This is a genomic window from Bartonella sp. AP3QHHD (genome assembly GCF_042195765.1).
Lineage (GTDB): Bacteria > Pseudomonadota > Alphaproteobacteria > Rhizobiales > Rhizobiaceae > Bartonella.
The window spans coordinates 21009-38553 of the sequence record NZ_JBHIPC010000035.1 but is presented as its reverse complement, the minus strand read 5'-3'; the positions used below and the strand labels follow the sequence as shown (position 1 = coordinate 38553).

The window sequence follows — 17545 nt, the reverse complement described above, 5'->3', positions numbered from 1 at the left end:
TACTCAGTGTCCATCATGGGCATATTGTTGTGATAAGTTGGTCCTTGATGCGATGAAGGGATTCATCGCGTCCTAATAAAATAAGAACATCCAAAACACCTGGTGATGTTGCACATCCTGTAAGAGCTGCGCGAAGTGGTTGGGCGATAGATCCAAATTTGAGATTCTGTGTTTGTACACAAGAGCGAAGTGTTTCATCTAGAGTTTTTGTATCCCAAGAGGGGCAAGCTTTCAGAGCAAGATAAAGATCGTTTAAAATGGTTCGTCCATTTTTATCTAAGAGTATTTGAGCTTTTTCATTAAGTTGTAAAGGTCGTTGCGTAAAAATGAAGGAGGCATTGTCAATCAGTTCGCACAGTGTTTTTGAACGTTCTTTCAAATGCGGGATTGCTTTTAAAAATTGAACACGGCGTTTTTCATCAAGTCTTTCAATAATTTGTGCTCCCCTATCGGTTTCTGGTAGAATATTAAGAGCGGCATCAAAAAGTTCTTGATCATTACTCATACGCATATAGTGTCCGTTGATGGAATCGAGTTTTTTGAGATCAAAACGAGCAGCACCTTTGTTAATATCCTCAATATCAAACCAAGAAATCATATCTTTAAGTGACATCAGTTCGTCATCACCATGACTCCAACCTAAACGGACAAGGTAATTGCGCAAAGCAGCAGGAAGATATCCCATTGTTCGGTAGGCATCAACACCGAGCGCACCATGTCGCTTTGATAATTTTGCACCGTTTTCACCATGGATAAGAGGAATATGGGCCATAACAGGAATGTCCCATCCCATTGCTTTAAAGATAATCGTTTGTCGGGCTGCGTTGGTAAGATGATCGTCACCACGTATAATATGTGTGATGCCCATATCATGATCATCAACGACAACAGCATGCATATAGGTAGGCGAACCATCAGAACGTAAAATAACAAAGTCATCGAGATCTTTATTAGGAAAACGGACATCACCTTGAACACGGTCATGTATGATCGTTTCTCCATCTTGAGGGGCTTTGATGCGAATAACAGGCTTAACACCTTTAGGAGCTTCAGAACTATCACGGTCCCGCCAACGTCCATCATAACGGGGTGGGCGCCTTTCTGTACGGGCTTTTTCACGCATTTCAGCTAACTCCTCAGGTGAAGCATAACAATAATATGCTTTGCCATTCTTGACCAACTGTTCAGCGATTTGGCGGTGACGTTCTGCACGTTCGAATTGCGAAATAGGGGCGCCATCATAACTAAGACCCATCCAGTGCAAGCCATCTATAATGGCTTTTACAGCTGCTTCTGTTGAACGCTCTCGGTCTGTATCTTCAATTCGTAAAAGCATTTTTCCACCGGTATGTTTTGCATAAAGCCAATTAAAAAGAGCAGTACGAGCACCACCAATGTGAAGGAAGCCAGTGGGTGAAGGGGCAAAACGAGTAATAACAGACACGAATATTTTCCTTTAAACTAAGATATTACTTATGGAATTTTATAGAAAAGTCATGTTAGCATAAGTGATGGGGCGTGCAATAGCCGTATTGCGAGTTAAAGTGGGGGACTGATGTTTTATAAAAGTAAAGAGGGTTTATCCGAAAAATCTGTTACAGAAAGAAAAAAGCCATGTCAGATAGGGCAGAGTGTTTTTTCTAGGTATGATGATGCAAAGAACGGTAGCTATAATCAACAAAAACTTTTTTTATTGACACTCTTAAAAGAAGTAATCATTTTTTTTCGCAAATGGTTAGAAGATTGTATTAATAAAGAAGTTTCTTTTGGTATCCTTTTTTCGCTGATTTTAGTCTTTTTTGCCCTAGGAATCATTTTCTATTTTCATTTAGAGTGGGAACCAAGTTGGGGACAATTGGGGGCGTTGGTCAGTATTTTTCTGGGAATATTCTATGTTGCACGTTTTTATCGAAAAATATGGATTCCCGTGGGGTTTCTGTTTTGTATTATATTGGGTGTTTTAGCGGCAAAAATAGAAACGTGGCGTATTGCAACACCCATGCTAAGCAGTGACATTGTCACTACATTGACGGGAAGAATTGTTTCTATTGAGTCAGGTGCCAAAGGAGGATTTCGTTTAGTTTTGGATATTTTGAATACAGAAAATCCCGTATTACGCCATAGTCTTCATCGTGTTCGTTTATCGGCAAGATATTTGCCATCTGGCTTAGCGATTGGTGATGGATTGCATGGAAAAGTTAAGATTCGTGCATTCTCTGGGCCGGTGCGTCCAGGAGGCTACGATTTTAGTTTTCATAATTATTTTAAAAGAATTGGAGCACAAGGCGTTTATTTAGGAAAACCAAGAAAAATATCCGTTTCGCAGCCTGATGGAATATTCGCTATCATTCTACAGAAAATTGAAAATTTACGCACGAAGATGACACAAAGAATCCGTATAGCCCTTGAAGGAGAAAAGGGGAGTGTTGCAGCTGCCCTCATAACAGGGCAGCGTGCTGGTATTTCAAATGAGACAAATGAAGCATTACGTACAGCTGGATTAGCTCATATTTTATCAATATCAGGTTTACATATGGCGTTGTTAAGCTGCATAGTTCTTTTGAGTATCCGTAGTTTTTTAGCATTTTTTCCAGTTTTTTCTTCCTATTATTCCAGTAAAAAATTTGCTGCTATCGTTGCTTTTATGATAACAGCTTTTTATTTGTTATTGTCGGGCTTAGCAATATCAGCGCAAAGAAGTTTTGTGATGATTGCTGTTATGTTGGTTGCTATATTGTGTAATCGCTCTGCTATAACAATGCGTAATTTTTCCATTGCAGGGTTGATAACTCTAGCGATGACACCCCATGAAATATTAGGTCCTAGCTTTCAAATGTCCTTTTCTGCGACTGCTGCTTTGATCGCTTTTTTTGATTGGTGGAGTGGAAGGTCATTTTTTCGTAAAAGAAAAACAACTCCCTCTTATGTTGGAGGAGGAGTGATAAATTTTGTTTTCTTATCGATGCTTTCAACATGTGCTTCTTCCTTTGTTGCAGGGAGTGCAAGTGGAATTTATGCTGCTTATCATTTTTCTAATATGGCATCGTTGAGCATTATCAGTAATGCTTTTGCTTTGCCTGTCATCTCAATTTTTGTCATTCCCTTTGGATTAATCGCAGTTCTTGCAATGTTAGGAGGATTCGAATGGCTTCCTCTTCAAATTATGGGTTTTGGAGTTGATCTTGTAATAAAGATTGCACATGCTATCAAGGCTATTTCTCCTGATTTGAATCCTGGTTTTATGCCGTTATCAGCGTTAGTTTTATTGAGTATAGGCTTGGTTGGACTGACTTTTTGCAAAACACCCATCCGGCTCTTTTTTAGTTTGTTTATTTTGGCAGGTATTTCTATTTGTGTAATGCATTCACCTGTACAACTGATTATAGCAGATAATATGCGTCTCGTGGGCGTTATCCATGATAAAAAGTTATATATTGATCGTTACTATATTTCTAAGTTCACGACATCCATATGGAAAAAGTCATTTCGTGTGAAGGAAACGATTAAACCAACAAAATATGGTCCTTCGTTGCACGGACAATTTATTTGTGATTATCATGTATGTACATCTTTATTGGATAATGGATTAAAAGTGATCGTTTTACAGAGAGAAACAGGTCAATGTGTAGAGGCAGATATTCTCATTCAGACATTTGTGATGCATAATCCAACTTGTTACAAGAAGGCAAAAACAATATTTATACTTCAACAATTGTTATCACGAGGAAGCGTTATGATGACCAAAGGTGGAGATATTATTTGGTCTTCGCTAGGGTTTCATAGACCATGGAATATGCACAGACAGCGTTCATAAAAACATATAATCAGTCATATTTTGCTTCACATTTGGATAATGACAAAACAAAAAATAACAGAAGACTTTTCTCATAATATTTTACGGTATTTAAATTGGTAAGTTTATCAACGTCATTGAAATGAGATAATAATCTACAGTTTTCTAGAAATAGATGATTTTTTATATCTGATCATTTTAATTTTTTCAAAAAAATTGATATGTGCATTTTTGTGCATCCTATTGATAGCACAAAATAAATCAAAAATTCTTATTGAATGAGAAAAATGCTAACAAATATTCTCAAAGAAATAAAAAAGATAATTGTTGATTATTCTATTTTATTCTTATCATATATTTCTATAACGAGTAACATCTCTTCAAGCAAAAGATGATGGTCAATTTAAATAGATTGCGTCAAGAGGTTATCTTTTATTATCATTATTATCGGTGGTAATAGGGGTGATAAATGCTGCTTATACGGATAGAAGGCAAAGTCATTCATGAATGTTCAGCAGTTAAAAAAAATGGCAGCTATTAAAGCGCTTGAGTTTGTGGAAGATGGTATGCGGCTTGGAATCGGATCTGGTTCGACAGTCAATGAATTTATTCGTCTTCTAGGTGAGCGTGTTGCGGATGGTTTGCGGGTGACTGGTGTTGCTACTTCAAAATATTCTGAACAACTCTGTCATAAGTTTGGAGTGCCTGTTAGCACTTTAGAACAAATACCTGAGCTGGATCTTGATATTGACGGAGCAGATGAAATTGGTCCTGAGATGATGCTCATTAAAGGGGGAGGGGGAGCATTGTTGTATGAAAAAATTGTAGCGTCGGCATCTCGTGCAATGCTTGTCATTGCGGATGAAACAAAGGTGGTAAAAAGACTTGGTGCTTTTGCACTACCAATTGAAGTTAATCCATTTGGTATCCACACAACATGCAGAGCCATTGAAAAAGTTGCTGATGATTTAGGGCTTTCTGGAAAAATTGCATTGCGAATGAATGGAAAAAATCCTTTTGAAACAGATGGTGGCCATTTTATTCTTGATGCATTTTGGGGCTGCATTTTGCAACCAAAACCATTATCGGATGCACTTCTTGCTATTCCTGGTGTTGTTGAGCATGGACTTTTTTTGGGGTTGGCTTCACGTGCAATTGTCGCTATGGCTGATGGTCAAACAAAAATTTTAGAATCTTTTGATTTTAGAGAAGACAGTTTCATGACGATATGTTAGCACAGTAAAAAAGGGTCTTAAAGATTTTAGGTAGAATAACGAATTAAAATTATAATTAGCGATCGGGGTAATCATTAAATGAAAATAATATTTTCTTTTCAGCGTTTTGTCGTATATTTGGGTGTAGTTGTCGTTTTTGTTGTGAATATTGGAATGGCTTATGCACAAGGTGTGAGCGATCAACATTTAGATTCAGCTAGAAAAGCTATAAGTGCCATTCACGCAACGGATCAGTTTGATAGTTTTTTACCAAATGCGGTAGAAGATCTTAAAACTGTACTGATGAGGGATGATCCAAACTTGGCAGCGGATATTTCTGATATTGTTGATAAGCACGCACTTGCTTTAATTAAAAGGCGCTCTGATCTAGAAAAAGAGATTGCTCATGTATATGCAAAATATTTTACTCAAAAAGAGCTTGATGCAATAACAACATTTTATAATTCTGATACCGGTAAAAAGTTTTTGACAGAAGTTCCCAATATCGCACGTGATTCTTACTCAGCATTTGATATATGGCGTACTGCTTTTATGCAGGATCTTGTAGAAAATGTGAGAAAAGAGATGTCTGAAACACTTAATTTGAATAATTCTACGATGCCTACAAATGTGCCTATAAAATCAGAATCTTCAGGAAATAAAAAATAGCTTGATTGATATCATGACAACCAATGGGCAATTTCTGATTTTTAAAATAGCGGCGGTTTTCCCGCCGTTTTAAATGTTTTAATGAGAATAAGTCCTTTTAGAATGCTGCTTTATAAAAAAGGCTTCTTCAAAAGAAAAAAAGACTTTCATTTGATAATAAAAGATCTTAGCCTACTCTTGCAGATGTATAAGAAGGAATAATTCGTGGGCTCTTTTGACTTTGATTTATTTGTTATTGGAAGTGGTTCTGGTGGAGTGCGTGCAGCACGGCTTGCTGGAGGTCTTGGCAAGCGGGTCGCTATAGCAGAGGAATATCGTATAGGGGGCACTTGTGTTATTCGTGGCTGTGTTCCCAAAAAACTTTATGTTTATGCATCACAATATGTAAAAGAATTTAAGAAAAGTGTTGGTTTTGGGTGGAAATATGCGGATCCAATTTTTAGTTGGGAAAAGTTGGTTGCAGCTAAAAATAAAGAAATATCAAGGTTAGAAGGGCTGTATCGTAAGGGATTAGAGAATAACAATGTGCATATTTATGAAAGTCGTGCTACTTTTGTAGATGATCACACATTAGAGCTTTCTGCCACGGGTGAGCGGGTCAGTGCAGAAAAAATTTTGATTGCAACAGGGGCAAAAGTTGCACCAAATACGTCCATAGAAGGCGGTGGATTTTGCCTCACTTCTAATGAGATTTTTGACCTTGATCAACTCCCAAAATCAATAGTCATTGTTGGTGGAGGGTATATTGGTGTTGAATTTGCTAATATTTTTCATGAATTAGGTGTAAAAACAACGCTGCTCCATCGTGGTGATTTAATCCTTCGTGGTTTTGATCATGATTTGCGGCAATTGCTCAGCGATGAAATGACTGAAAAAGGGATTTCTATTCTCTATGGTGTAACAATTTCTAAAGTGCAGGCTGCAGAAAATTGTTATGAAGTTATTTTATCAAATGGGAAAATAATCAGAGCCGATCAGATTATGTTGGCTACGGGGCGTGTACCAAATACAATGGGTTTAAGACTTGAGCGGGCAGGTGTTAAGGTGAATGAATTTGGTGCAGTTGTTGTTGATGAGAAAATGACAACAAATATCCCCCATATTTGGGCTGTTGGTGATGTAACAGGTCATATTCAATTAACACCTGTTGCGATTCATGATGCAATGTGTTTTGTTAAGACAGCATTTGAGAATATTCCAACAACACCTGATTATGATTTAATTACAACAGCAGTTTTTTCACAGCCAGAGATTGGAACGGTTGGTCTTTCAGAAGAGGAGGCGGTAAAGCGTTATAAGCGTCTTGAAATTTATCGTACAGTTTTTCGTCCTATGCGTAATGTTCTTTCTGGTAGTTCAGAGAAAATGCTTATGAAACTCATTGTTGATGGTGAAAGCCGTATTGTTGTGGGCGCTCATATTTTAGGGGAAAACGCTGGTGAGATGGCACAGCTTATTGGGATAGCTCTCAAAGGAAAGCTGACGAAGGATATCTTTGATGAAACGATGGCAGTGCATCCAACGATGGCAGAAGAATTGGTAACGATGTATAAACCAAGTTATATATATGAAAATGGGAAGAAAATAGAAAGTTAAACAGCATATATTGCGGTAAAAAGCTTTTGATATGCCAATCTGTAAGATTAATCTTTAGAGAGAGTGTAATGATAAAAGAATGGGCACCTGACTCTTGGAGAACAAGGCCAATTAAACAAGTTCCGACTTATCCGGATAAGTCTATGTTAGAAGATGTTGAACGAAAACTGAGAAGTTACCCTCCTTTAGTTTTTGCCGGTGAAGCACGTGATTTAAAAAATGAATTAGCAGCTGTTGCAAAAGGACAAGCTTTTTTATTGCAAGGTGGTGATTGTGCCGAAAGCTTTGCAGAACATGAAGCTGATAATATCCGTGATTTTTTTCGTGTATTTTTGCAAATGGCGATTGTTTTGACCTTTGGTAGTTCTAAACCGGTTGTTAAAATTGGTCGTATTGCTGGTCAATTTGCAAAGCCTCGCTCTTCTGATATTGAAAGAAAAGAGGGAGTTGAATTTCCTGCTTATCGTGGGGATATTATTAATGGCATTGAATTTGAAGCAGGTTCTCGTATTCCAGATCCGCAACGGATGTCTATGGCTTATCGCCAATCTGCGGCAACACTTAATCTATTGCGTGCTTTTTCACAAGGTGGCTATGCTAATTTAGAAAATGTTCACACATGGATGTTGAGTTTTGTTTCTAACAGTCCGCAGGGAGAACGTTATGAATTATTGGCAGAGCGTATTTCTGAAGCAATTGATTTTATGCGTTCTATAGGGATTACATCCAAAACACATTCTTCATTGCGTGAAACATCTTTTTATACCAGTCATGAAGCACTGTTGCTTGGTTATGAAGAGGCTTTGACTCGGATTGATTCAACTTCAGGAAATTGGTATGCAACATCTGGTCATATGTTATGGATTGGTGACCGTACGCGTCAGATTGACCATGCTCACGTTGAATATTGTCGCGGCATTAAGAATCCTATAGGATTAAAATGTGGTCCTTCCATTGAGTCTGATGAGCTTTTAAAATTAATTGATATTTTAAATCCTGAAAACGAGCTAGGGCGGCTTACTCTCATTACGCGCTTTGGTTATGATAAAGTTGAAAGTTATCTGCCTAAACTCATCCGTGCCGTTGAACGCGAGAAGCGTGCGGTTATATGGTCATGTGATCCAATGCATGGCAATACAATTACTGCCAATGGTTATAAGACGCGTCCCTTTGATTATGTTTTAAAAGAAGTAGAGAATTTTTTTGCAGTGCATCGTGGAGAGGGAACTTATCCAGGAGGCATTCATATTGAGATGACAGGTCGTGATGTTACTGAATGTACAGGAGGGGCACATGCCATTTCTGTGGACGATTTATCTGATCGTTATCATACGCAATGTGATCCACGGTTAAATGCAGATCAAGCGTTAGAATTGGCTTTTCTTGTTGCTGAACTCCTTAAAAAAAATCGCGTGACTGACTCGTTAGCAATTGCTGCTGGGGGGTAGGCAAAAATTTGCCTAATATTTTTTTAGGTCATTATGGCAGAAGAGAATTTTTAAAAATGATATTTCCGATGATGAAGAATAAAGATGATGAAGAATAAAGTTGTGGTTACTAAACTGATGAAATGATACAAAGGCTTATGAAAAATAATTTTCGGGTATCAATTGCTCAATTAAATCCTATTGTCGGTGATATTGAGGGGAATTTTTCTTTAGCTGTCATGGCGCATCAAAAGGCCAAAGAAGAGGGGGCAGATCTTGTTTTATTCACGGAACTTTTTATAAGCGCTTATTCGCCGGAAGATCTTGTTCTAAAACCTGCTTTTACAAAAACATGTGAAGAGACTGTTGAGAAATTAGCAAAGATAACCGTAGGCGGACCAGGAATTGTCATTGGACTTCCATTAAGACGCAATGGCAATATTTACAACGGTGTCATGCTTCTTGATGAAGGGAGAGTCATTGCCGAAAGTTTGAAGTTTGATTTACCTAATTATGCTGAATTTGATGAAAAGCGTTTATTTTCTTCAGGTCCACGTCCTCAGCCTATTGTTTATCATGGAATTAAATTAGGAATAGTCATTTGTGAGGATATTTGGAATGATTCCTCTCTTAGTACAGAGCTTAAAGATAAAGGAGCGGAAATTATTCTTGTCGCTAACGGATCTCCCTACTATCGTAATAAAACTTTAAGACGTATAGATGTTGTTCATACGCAAGCTCTACAATCTGGGGTGCCAATTATTTATGCTAATCAAGTTGGTGGTCAAGATGAATTCGTTTTTGATGGCGGGTCTTTTGCCTTGAATGGAGAAGGAAAAAAGATATTTCAAATGAAACACTTTGATAGCCATATTGCTTTAAGCCATTGGCAAAAAACAACGACGGGATGGCACTGTATTTCAGGTCCTAAAGAAAGTCTTCTCAATGGATTAGCGGCCGATTATCAAGCTTGTGTTTTAGGTTTGAAAGATTACGTTAATAAAAACGGCTTTAAGGATGTTATTCTTGGTCTTTCAGGAGGAATTGATTCAGCCCTGTGTACGGCAATGGCGGTGGATGCTCTTGGTGCTGAGAGGGTTCGCACCATTATGATGCCCTATCATTATACTTCGCAAGAATCATTAAAAGATGCCAAAGAATGTGCTGATCTTTTGGGATGTTGTTATGAAATCATACCGATTGCACAACCTGTTGAGGCTTTTTTAAAGACAATGGCACCTGTTTTTTCAGGGTTATCCTCTGACGTCACAGAAGAAAATCTTCAAAGTCGTATACGCGGTACACTTTTAATGGCGCTTTCAAATAAATTCGGCTCAATGGTGGTAACGACAGGCAATAAGTCAGAAATGGCTGTGGGATATGCAACATTGTATGGGGATATGAATGGCGGGTTTAATCCTCTTAAAGATATTTATAAAATGCAGGTTTATGCATTAGCTGAGTGGCGCAATAAAAATCACTTGCACAATTTGAGAGGACCAGAAGGAATTGTCATTCCATCCAATATTATAGAAAAAGCGCCTTCTGCAGAGCTGCGGGAAAATCAAAAAGATGAAGATTCACTTCCACCTTATCCTATTCTAGATGATATTTTGCAATCTCTTGTAGAAAATGACATGAGTATTGGTGATATTGTTCAACGTGGGTATTCACGGGAAATTGTTGAGAAAATTGAACAGCTTCTTTATAGTGCTGAATATAAAAGGCGACAATCTGCACCCGGTGTAAAAATCAGTTACAAGAATTTCGGACGCGATCGTCGCTATCCTATAGTCAATCATTTTCGCGATAAAAATTGAGTATTATGTTATGGTTAAAGTTCGTTTTGCTCCCTCTCCAACAGGTTATATTCATATTGGCAATATCCGTATTGCGCTTTTCAATTGGCTTTATGCGCAAGCGCATAAAGGAGAATTTATTTTGCGCTATGATGATACAGATGTTGAACGTTCTAAACAAGAATATATTGATGCTATTGCTGTTGATCTTGAATGGTTTGGTATTCAACCAGATTCAATTTATTACCAATCTAAGCGATTTAATCGATATGATGAAGTTGCAGAAATTCTCAAACAACGCGGGCTTCTTTATCCCTGTTATGAGACTGCAGAAGAATTAGAGCGGCGTCGTAAAATCCAGCTTTCACGCAAATTGCCTCCTATTTATAACCGTGCAGCATTAAAATTGACAGCAGAAGAGAAAAAAAACTTTGAATCTCAAGGTCGTAAACCCCATTGGCGTTTTCTTCTTCCTAATTTTGAAAGTGATCCTTTACAAACAAAGCGAACAGAAGTTTGCTGGAATGATGCAATAAAGGGAAAGCAGACGATTGATTTGGCTTCTCTTTCAGATCCTGTTCTTATTCGTGAAGATGGAAGCTATCTTTATACATTGCCGTCTATTGTTGATGATGTAGATATGGCTATTACGCATATTATTCGTGGGGATGATCATATTACAAATACAGGCGCTCAAATTGCTCTTTTTAAAGCTCTTAATGCAGAATTACCGGTTTTTGCTCATACCAATTTATTGGCGACAGTTTTAGGAAAAGGATTTTCAAAACGTAATAATGATCTTTCTATTCGTTCTCTACGGGAAAAAGGATTTGAATCTATAGCTGTTCAATGCCTTGCCGTTTTGATTGGGACATCACAAAATGTACATCCCTATCCCCATCAAGCAGCGCTTTTAGAGCATTTTAATTTACAAGATACATCAAAATCGGTTGCAAAATTTGATATTGCTGATCTTCTTTCTTTGAATAGTCATCTTGTCCATGAACTAAGTTATGAGGACGTTAAAATGCGCCTTAAAAAACTTTCTATTGAGGGAGATAAGGCGGAATATTTCTGGAACGCGATAAGACGCAATATTGATAAAGTCAATGATGCTGTTTTGTGGTGGAAAATCATTCATGATGAACAGAATTTTGATACAGTGGCACTAGAGGATCGTGTATTTGTGCGTCAATCACTCGATTTCTTACCTGAAGGTGCTTTGAATGAGGAAAGTTGGAAAATTTGGACAACAGCATTAAAAGAAAAAACAGGTCGGAAAGGAAAGTTCTTATTTATGCCATTACGTCAAGCACTTACGGGCATGGATCATGGACCTGAAATGGGAAATCTTTTGCAGCTTTTAGGGCGTGAAAAGGTAATAGAAAGACTCTCTAAGAAATAAGAGAAACTTTTAAAAGGCATCTTTTATTTACTTTATGCTTACAGAGAGTAAAGGACGAGTCTATCTACGCGTCTTTATGAGCATGAATGCAGGAATATCATCACCAAATCCAAGGGGCGTGTAATTCTTATTTTTTCGTGAGCGTTGTTGCTCAGATGGCTTCTCCTTATTATTTGCATTTTTGATATATTCTGTTTTATTCTCTTCTACAGATTTTTTAGTGTGAGCAACAGGCTCTTTTGGAGCAGTTTTCTTTGAAGATTTTTTCTTTACAACAATATCTTCTGTTTGAGCATCGGCTATTAAAGTTGAAAGATCTCCATTGAGCCATTCAATTTTTTCATTACTCATTTCCTCGATGGCATTGATATATTTTTGATCAGCTTTTGTAACGATTGTAAAGGCTTTTCCGCTGCGATTTGCACGCCCTGTACGACCAATTCGATGGATATAGTCTTCAGCATGTGTCGGAACATCATAGTTAAATACATGACTTACAGCTGGAATATCGAGACCGCGGGCAGCAACATCAGAAGCAACAAGAAGTGTAAGTTTATTATTTTTAAAATCAGCTAGGGTGTTCATGCGCGAATATTGGTCCATATCTCCATGAAGTGCCCCTACATTAAAGTTATGTTTGATGAGCGATCTAAAAAGTTCAGAGATATCTCTCTTTCGATTACAGAAAATGATTGCATTTTGAAGCTCTGCACCTTCATTTTGGATCAGCTCTCGTAAAACCGCTCTTTTATCCCATGATTTATTTCCAGATTTGACAAGCCGTTGTGTAATTGTGGTAGCTGTTGAGGAAGCTTTTGTAACTTCAACAGATACAGGAGAATGTAAAAATTGTTTCGTTAGCTTTGTAATTTCTGGCGCCATTGTTGCAGAAAAGAACAAAGTTTGACGCGTAAAAGGGGTTAGTTTACAGATGCGTTCAATATCAGGAATAAAGCCCATATCCAACATGCGATCAGCTTCATCAATCACAAGGATTTCAACGCCCATCAGGAGCAGTTTACCGCGCTCGCAATGATCAAGAAGGCGCCCTGGTGTTGCTATAAGAACATCAGCTCCCCGTTCAAGTTTGCGATCTTGGAGTTCAAAAGAAACGCCACCAATCAAAAGAGCAACATTTAAACGATGATTTATGCCGTATTTATCGAAATTTTCTTCAACTTGAGCTGCAATTTCTCTTGTTGGTTCTAAGATAAGCGTACGGGGCATGCGTGCTCTTGCACGACCTTTTTCAAGGAGAGTGAGCATAGGCAATACGAAAGAGGCGGTTTTACCTGTTCCCGTTTGGGCGATTCCTAAAACGTCTTTTCTTTGAAGGACATGCGGAATTGTTTCACTTTGAATAGGTGTCGGAGATGTATACCCCGCTGATTTCACCGCATTAATAACCTTTGCGGAAAGACCTAAATCATCAAAACTGTTTAAAGATGGTATCATTTTTTTATCAACTGCTCTGTGATTTTAACTGCGCTATCTAAATGATGATTATAACCAATATTCTACACTCTTTAAAAGTGTTAAGATGTTTTCACAAAAAAACTAACTATAACAATCATATACATATAAAACGCATAATACAATCATTAATAGCGAAATTGTTCTGATAAAATGCGCTCATCCCATGAATGATTTGAGTCAAAAAGGATTGAAGCTGTTACTTCTGTTGCCATTGAAATAGTAACTGAATGGACAGATTTAACTTCAATATTATCTGCAGCAGCGTTTACAGGGCGTTTGTCAGGTTCAAGCATATCAAAGCGCACTGTTACTGTATTGGGAAGCAAAGCTCCATGCCAACGCCGAGGGCGAAAAGGGCTAACGGGAGTGAGGGCCATAAGGGGAGCCATAAGAGGTAAGATAGGTCCTTGTGCTGATAAATTATAGGCGGTTGATCCAGCTGGTGTAGCGACGAGGACACCATCACAACTTAATTGTTCCATTCGTACGTTGTTATCAATGGTGATGCGAATTTTTGCCGCTTGATAAGATTGCCGAAAGAGGGATACTTCATTAATTGCAAGCGCCTCGATAGAATCTTGACATTCAGATTTTGCAATCATGCGCAGGGGATGGATTTCTTTTTTATGTGCGGCAGCAATACGATTGGGCAATTTTTTTTCATGAAATTCATTCATAAGAAATCCTACAGAACCTTGATTCATACCATAAATAGGTTTGCCTGTGTTCATGACATCTCGTACGGTTTGTAACATTGTCCCATCACCACCGATTGCAACAACAATATCAGTTTCTTCCAGAGAAGAATGACCATAAACGGAAATTAATTTATGGGTAGCTTTGATAGCCTCCTCAGTTTCTGCGGAAATAAAATGAAAGCGACTTGGTGATGTAGCCATTTAAAAATTATCCTGATACTTATAATTTATGTTGTAACTTATTTTTGAGAGTTTTGAAGTTGTAATAAAAGCTCTTTTTATAATAAAAAGAGCATTGAATAAAGAGAAGTTATTTCAAGGTAAAGTATCATTAAAAAGTAAAAGGAATGCGTCGTTAGATAAATTACAAACGAGTAATTTTTTTATTAGAATGATAATTTAGCATTGAAGCTAAGAGTATGATTAGTTAAAAGACCATAACTGATTTTAATAATCAGTGTGAAGCACCCGTAGCTCAGCTGGATAGAGCGCTGCCCTCCGAAGGCAGAGGTCACAGATTCGAATTCTGTCGGGTGCACCAAATTCTTCAACTTCATATCATCCTAAATAACAATATTACCTAAAAAAAAGCCAATTTCCTCTTTTATGAAAATGGTCATTTGAGTTGTTTATTAAGTTTTGTAGCGAATAAGCAAATAATTTCAAGAGAAGTAAAATTTACGGCTGCGTATATAATTTTTCGGTTAGTCATTTTGAATATCGAGATAAAAAAGCAAGATTATCTAAATATGCTTTCAATTTAACTATAAACATTTATAACATAAAAATACATATTAATTCAATATGTTATTGTACAACTGATCTGGCGATGTTGACAGTAGATCGCTAAATATATTGTTTTGAGCATTAAAATAAATAGCTAAATTTGCTTTTATTCTATTTTTGGAGTTAAAGGCTGTTATGGTGATATGGAACGCGGATGAGGAATATCACCAGTTAAAGGAATAATAAGGGGGAAAAAACAACCGTCAAGATTTGAATTGTTTCAAAATGCTGTATTTGATATGGTTATCTGGTAATTTCTCTATACACCAATATTGCCAGTTATGTTGGATGAGGGATTGTTTAGCTTTAATCAACTTTCTTATATACCGAACGCTAATTATGGTGGTTATTTAGTTGGGAGTATGTTCTTTACGTTTGGCAGAATTGGGATTATATCTCTTGCTCCTCGCATACTATCTTGTGCAGCTATAGTAATGAGTGCACTTATTATTTTCATGGCATTAACACTTAGTCCTTTTGATCCGTTTTGTTGCTGGTGAATGATGGTTTTGGGTTCTATGATGGTCATGCAGCATAGCCATAATGGGCGGATTATTTCTTCGCTTTAGGCAGGTATAGGAGTTGCTATTCTCCTAGGTAATGAATATGTTATTATTAGCTTGAATATGACAACTATATCAAAAAACACCTCCGTTATTTCTTCCATTGCAAATGAAACCGCTCCTGTTAATCAGAAAAAAACATCCAAAATATGAATAGATCAATTAAATGGATTTCGTGACTGGTCATGTATATATATATATTATCGCATTCGTGCTTTAAAAGATTTTGGTGATGTAAAAAAGGCGGTCTAGATGCTTTTATTGAAAATGAAAGAGCAATCTCTCTCATGATGGCAATTGCTGGGTTGCTGATAATGCCGTGTTGTAACATCTAGTCGTGTTTATGAAAATACAAGGGGCTATGGCAATACTGCCATTGGTGGCTATGTCTATGGCAATACCCTTATATGTAATAAAACCTATGTGTATTTTGGTGCTCATGTTTATGACAATGCTCATCTTTTTTATAACGGTTGAGTTTATCATTATGCGTGGGTTTATGGGAATGAAAAATTATCCGGTAGTGCACGTATTCATAGCAATGCCGCGGTTTATGATCATGCGGTTGTTAGGCAAGGTTTACGGCAATGCTAGCATGGGGTATCATACTGATGGGTATAGCTCTGTTTATGGCAATGCAAGAATAAAAAGACATAGCGATTTATATTCGGTTCCCATAAATTGTGAGGTTTATGAAAGTGATGATGTTATCAAGATTGATGAACAGAATAAATGACAGACGTGGAGAGTGCTTCTTTGATGGTTATAAACGCATCATAAAAGAAAGCCGTGCCAATTGATATAACGCTGCTTTTAAATAGAGGTACTACAGATCATACAAAAGAAATCAATAATGAATGCATATATACAAAACGTATCATATTGCAAACGCTCTATTCTATTGATTAAAACTGATCAATAGGAACGTAAATGACAGGTATAATATTTAATCACTCATTTGAATTACAGAATCTATAAACACTTTTGTATGGCTATAAAACGTATTAAGAATAACGCTCGCATTTTTGAAGTGGTCATTTGACACAAAGTACATTATCAAAATGTCTCAACGCTTGGTAGGTTCATATCAAGACAATCAAGAGAAAATGCGTATTAAGTGAATATTTGTAACAAAACCCGTTGTTTAAATTTACAAGCATTGGTTTTAAAAGCAGCTTTTCAGAAGACAATAAACAACCGCTTTTTATAAAATCTAAGGCTTTTAAACTGTTATAAAACCTAGGTTTCAAACGTTTTTATAGAGATATCATTTTGTGTCTCTAAACGTTTAAACGTTCATTTAGTGAGGTTCTCATAAGCGTATTTTTACTTTGCATTTAAACTTAACTTCTCTGCAAATAAGCCGGTCCATATTTGGGCTGGCAAAATTAATCAGCCCAAATTTGAGCTCGTTAACTTTAGAGTAGAGCAGTCTTTAATATTGTCGCTTTTAACTCAAAATTGAGTAAAACACCATGCCTTTGTAATATGATTGCCATCCTTTTGAAATTTATCTACTTATCTTTGTCTTAATAAGTATCCTCAAATTTGAGGGGACGTCATTTGGTTTCGTATTTTTAAACTGTAACTTTTAAAACGTTTTTTGCTTGTTTGCCTGCGTTATATCATTAAAAATCTTTTGATTTCTACGACATAACATTATCAATTTCATTACCTGTTGTGATGATAATATCTATATGATGTCTGCTTATTATTGACTAACTTTTTAGTAAGCGCCGCTTTAAAATCGACTTGTCTTTAAATCCTTTTATGTGCCCTTAATGAATTAAAACCTATTCTATGATAGTTTCAAATGATTATTTCTTTTAAGGTTTAGCTCAAAAAAAGAGTAAACCCCATACCATTCTTTAAACGCATGCAATTTATGTTATCGATAATTTCAAACGATTACGTTTTTAATAATGCGATTTGTGTGTGATAAAAACGTATCATAAAATTTATGAACTGTTATGAATGATAGCTGCGTTCACTTCATTTGAATGTTTACATGCGTTATAACATTTGCATCATGATTTGCGTTTTATGGTCTATCCATACATGGTAATTGTTTATGAAAAATGGTTAATTAAATCACGTATAAAAGTGTAGATTTTAAATG

General features: G+C 36.8%; 12 protein-coding genes and 1 tRNA gene. 10 read left to right on the top strand and 3 right to left on the bottom strand.

Features of this window, described 5'->3' with window-relative positions:
• Nucleotides 1-13 precede the first annotated feature (13 nt).
• Nucleotides 14-1444, bottom strand: coding sequence for a glutamate--tRNA ligase (gene gltX, locus ACFIL7_RS01815; protein WP_375634727.1), 1431 nt, complete (start codon nucleotides 1442-1444; stop codon nucleotides 14-16).
• Nucleotides 1445-1555: 111 nt separating this feature from the next.
• Here gltX (ACFIL7_RS01815) and ACFIL7_RS01810 point away from each other — a divergent pair, with 111 nt between their 5' ends.
• From ACFIL7_RS01810 to gltX (ACFIL7_RS01780), 7 genes are all read left to right on the top strand, one after another.
• Nucleotides 1556-3814: a ComEC/Rec2 family competence protein gene (locus ACFIL7_RS01810; RefSeq protein ID WP_375683279.1), complete on the top strand. Its 2259-nt coding sequence runs from the start codon at nucleotides 1556-1558 to the stop codon at nucleotides 3812-3814.
• A gap of 482 nt (nucleotides 3815-4296) precedes the next feature.
• A complete protein-coding gene (rpiA, locus tag ACFIL7_RS01805; protein WP_375618356.1) occupies nucleotides 4297-5028 on the top strand; it encodes a ribose-5-phosphate isomerase RpiA in 732 nt (243 codons plus the stop codon).
• A 78-nt stretch (nucleotides 5029-5106) separates the two neighbouring features.
• The gene (locus tag ACFIL7_RS01800; protein ID WP_375634725.1) at nucleotides 5107-5676 is read left to right on the top strand and encodes a DUF2059 domain-containing protein; all 570 of its coding nucleotides are present in this window, start codon (nucleotides 5107-5109) and stop codon (nucleotides 5674-5676) included.
• Nucleotides 5677-5880: 204 nt separating this feature from the next.
• The gene (gene gor, locus ACFIL7_RS01795) at nucleotides 5881-7272 is read left to right on the top strand and encodes a glutathione-disulfide reductase (protein ID WP_375632800.1); all 1392 of its coding nucleotides are present in this window, start codon (nucleotides 5881-5883) and stop codon (nucleotides 7270-7272) included.
• A gap of 68 nt (nucleotides 7273-7340) precedes the next feature.
• Nucleotides 7341-8720, top strand: coding sequence for a class II 3-deoxy-7-phosphoheptulonate synthase (locus tag ACFIL7_RS01790; protein ID WP_375618353.1), 1380 nt, complete (start codon nucleotides 7341-7343; stop codon nucleotides 8718-8720).
• 137 nt (nucleotides 8721-8857) lie between these two features.
• Nucleotides 8858-10519 carry an NAD+ synthase gene (locus ACFIL7_RS01785; protein ID WP_375634724.1) on the top strand — a complete coding sequence of 554 codons (1662 nt, stop codon included), beginning with the start codon at nucleotides 8858-8860 and terminating at the stop codon, nucleotides 10517-10519.
• A 10-nt stretch (nucleotides 10520-10529) separates the two neighbouring features.
• Nucleotides 10530-11903, top strand: coding sequence for a glutamate--tRNA ligase (gene gltX / locus ACFIL7_RS01780; RefSeq protein WP_375634723.1), 1374 nt, complete (start codon nucleotides 10530-10532; stop codon nucleotides 11901-11903).
• Between the two features lie 60 nt (nucleotides 11904-11963).
• On the opposite strand, the gene ACFIL7_RS01775 is transcribed toward gltX (ACFIL7_RS01780), so the two are convergent.
• The gene (locus tag ACFIL7_RS01775) at nucleotides 11964-13358 is read right to left on the bottom strand and encodes a DEAD/DEAH box helicase (RefSeq protein WP_375683278.1); all 1395 of its coding nucleotides are present in this window, start codon (nucleotides 13356-13358) and stop codon (nucleotides 11964-11966) included.
• A 146-nt stretch (nucleotides 13359-13504) separates the two neighbouring features.
• Nucleotides 13505-14278: an NAD kinase gene (locus ACFIL7_RS01770; protein WP_375634722.1), complete on the bottom strand. Its 774-nt coding sequence runs from the start codon at nucleotides 14276-14278 to the stop codon at nucleotides 13505-13507.
• A gap of 263 nt (nucleotides 14279-14541) precedes the next feature.
• On the opposite strand from ACFIL7_RS01770, the gene ACFIL7_RS01765 reads away from it, so the two are divergent.
• The 3 genes from ACFIL7_RS01765 to ACFIL7_RS01755 all read left to right on the top strand — a co-directional run bounded on the left by ACFIL7_RS01765 (nucleotide 14542) and on the right by ACFIL7_RS01755 (nucleotide 16162).
• A tRNA-Arg gene (locus ACFIL7_RS01765) sits at nucleotides 14542-14618 on the top strand.
• A gap of 526 nt (nucleotides 14619-15144) precedes the next feature.
• The gene (locus tag ACFIL7_RS01760; RefSeq protein WP_375632810.1) at nucleotides 15145-15363 is read left to right on the top strand and encodes a YbfB/YjiJ family MFS transporter; all 219 of its coding nucleotides are present in this window, start codon (nucleotides 15145-15147) and stop codon (nucleotides 15361-15363) included.
• A gap of 424 nt (nucleotides 15364-15787) precedes the next feature.
• A complete protein-coding gene (locus ACFIL7_RS01755; RefSeq protein ID WP_375634721.1) occupies nucleotides 15788-16162 on the top strand; it encodes a hypothetical protein in 375 nt (124 codons plus the stop codon).
• Nucleotides 16163-17545: the final 1383 nt, after the last annotated feature.

Coding starts and splice junctions, on each gene's coding strand:
- ACFIL7_RS01810 (WP_375683279.1), top strand. CDS start 1,556: ATGTTTTATAAAAGTAAAGAGGGTTTATCCGAAAAATCTGTTACAGAA.
- rpiA (WP_375618356.1), top strand. CDS start 4,297: ATGAATGTTCAGCAGTTAAAAAAAATGGCAGCTATTAAAGCGCTTGAG.
- ACFIL7_RS01800 (WP_375634725.1), top strand. CDS start 5,107: ATGAAAATAATATTTTCTTTTCAGCGTTTTGTCGTATATTTGGGTGTA.
- ACFIL7_RS01790 (WP_375618353.1), top strand. CDS start 7,341: ATGATAAAAGAATGGGCACCTGACTCTTGGAGAACAAGGCCAATTAAA.
- ACFIL7_RS01785 (WP_375634724.1), top strand. CDS start 8,858: ATGAAAAATAATTTTCGGGTATCAATTGCTCAATTAAATCCTATTGTC.
- gltX (WP_375634723.1), top strand. CDS start 10,530: ATGGTTAAAGTTCGTTTTGCTCCCTCTCCAACAGGTTATATTCATATT.
- ACFIL7_RS01775 (WP_375683278.1), bottom strand. CDS start 13,358: ATGATACCATCTTTAAACAGTTTTGATGATTTAGGTCTTTCCGCAAAG.
- ACFIL7_RS01770 (WP_375634722.1), bottom strand. CDS start 14,278: ATGGCTACATCACCAAGTCGCTTTCATTTTATTTCCGCAGAAACTGAG.
- ACFIL7_RS01760 (WP_375632810.1), top strand. CDS start 15,145: ATGTTGGATGAGGGATTGTTTAGCTTTAATCAACTTTCTTATATACCG.
- ACFIL7_RS01755 (WP_375634721.1), top strand. CDS start 15,788: ATGGCAATACTGCCATTGGTGGCTATGTCTATGGCAATACCCTTATAT.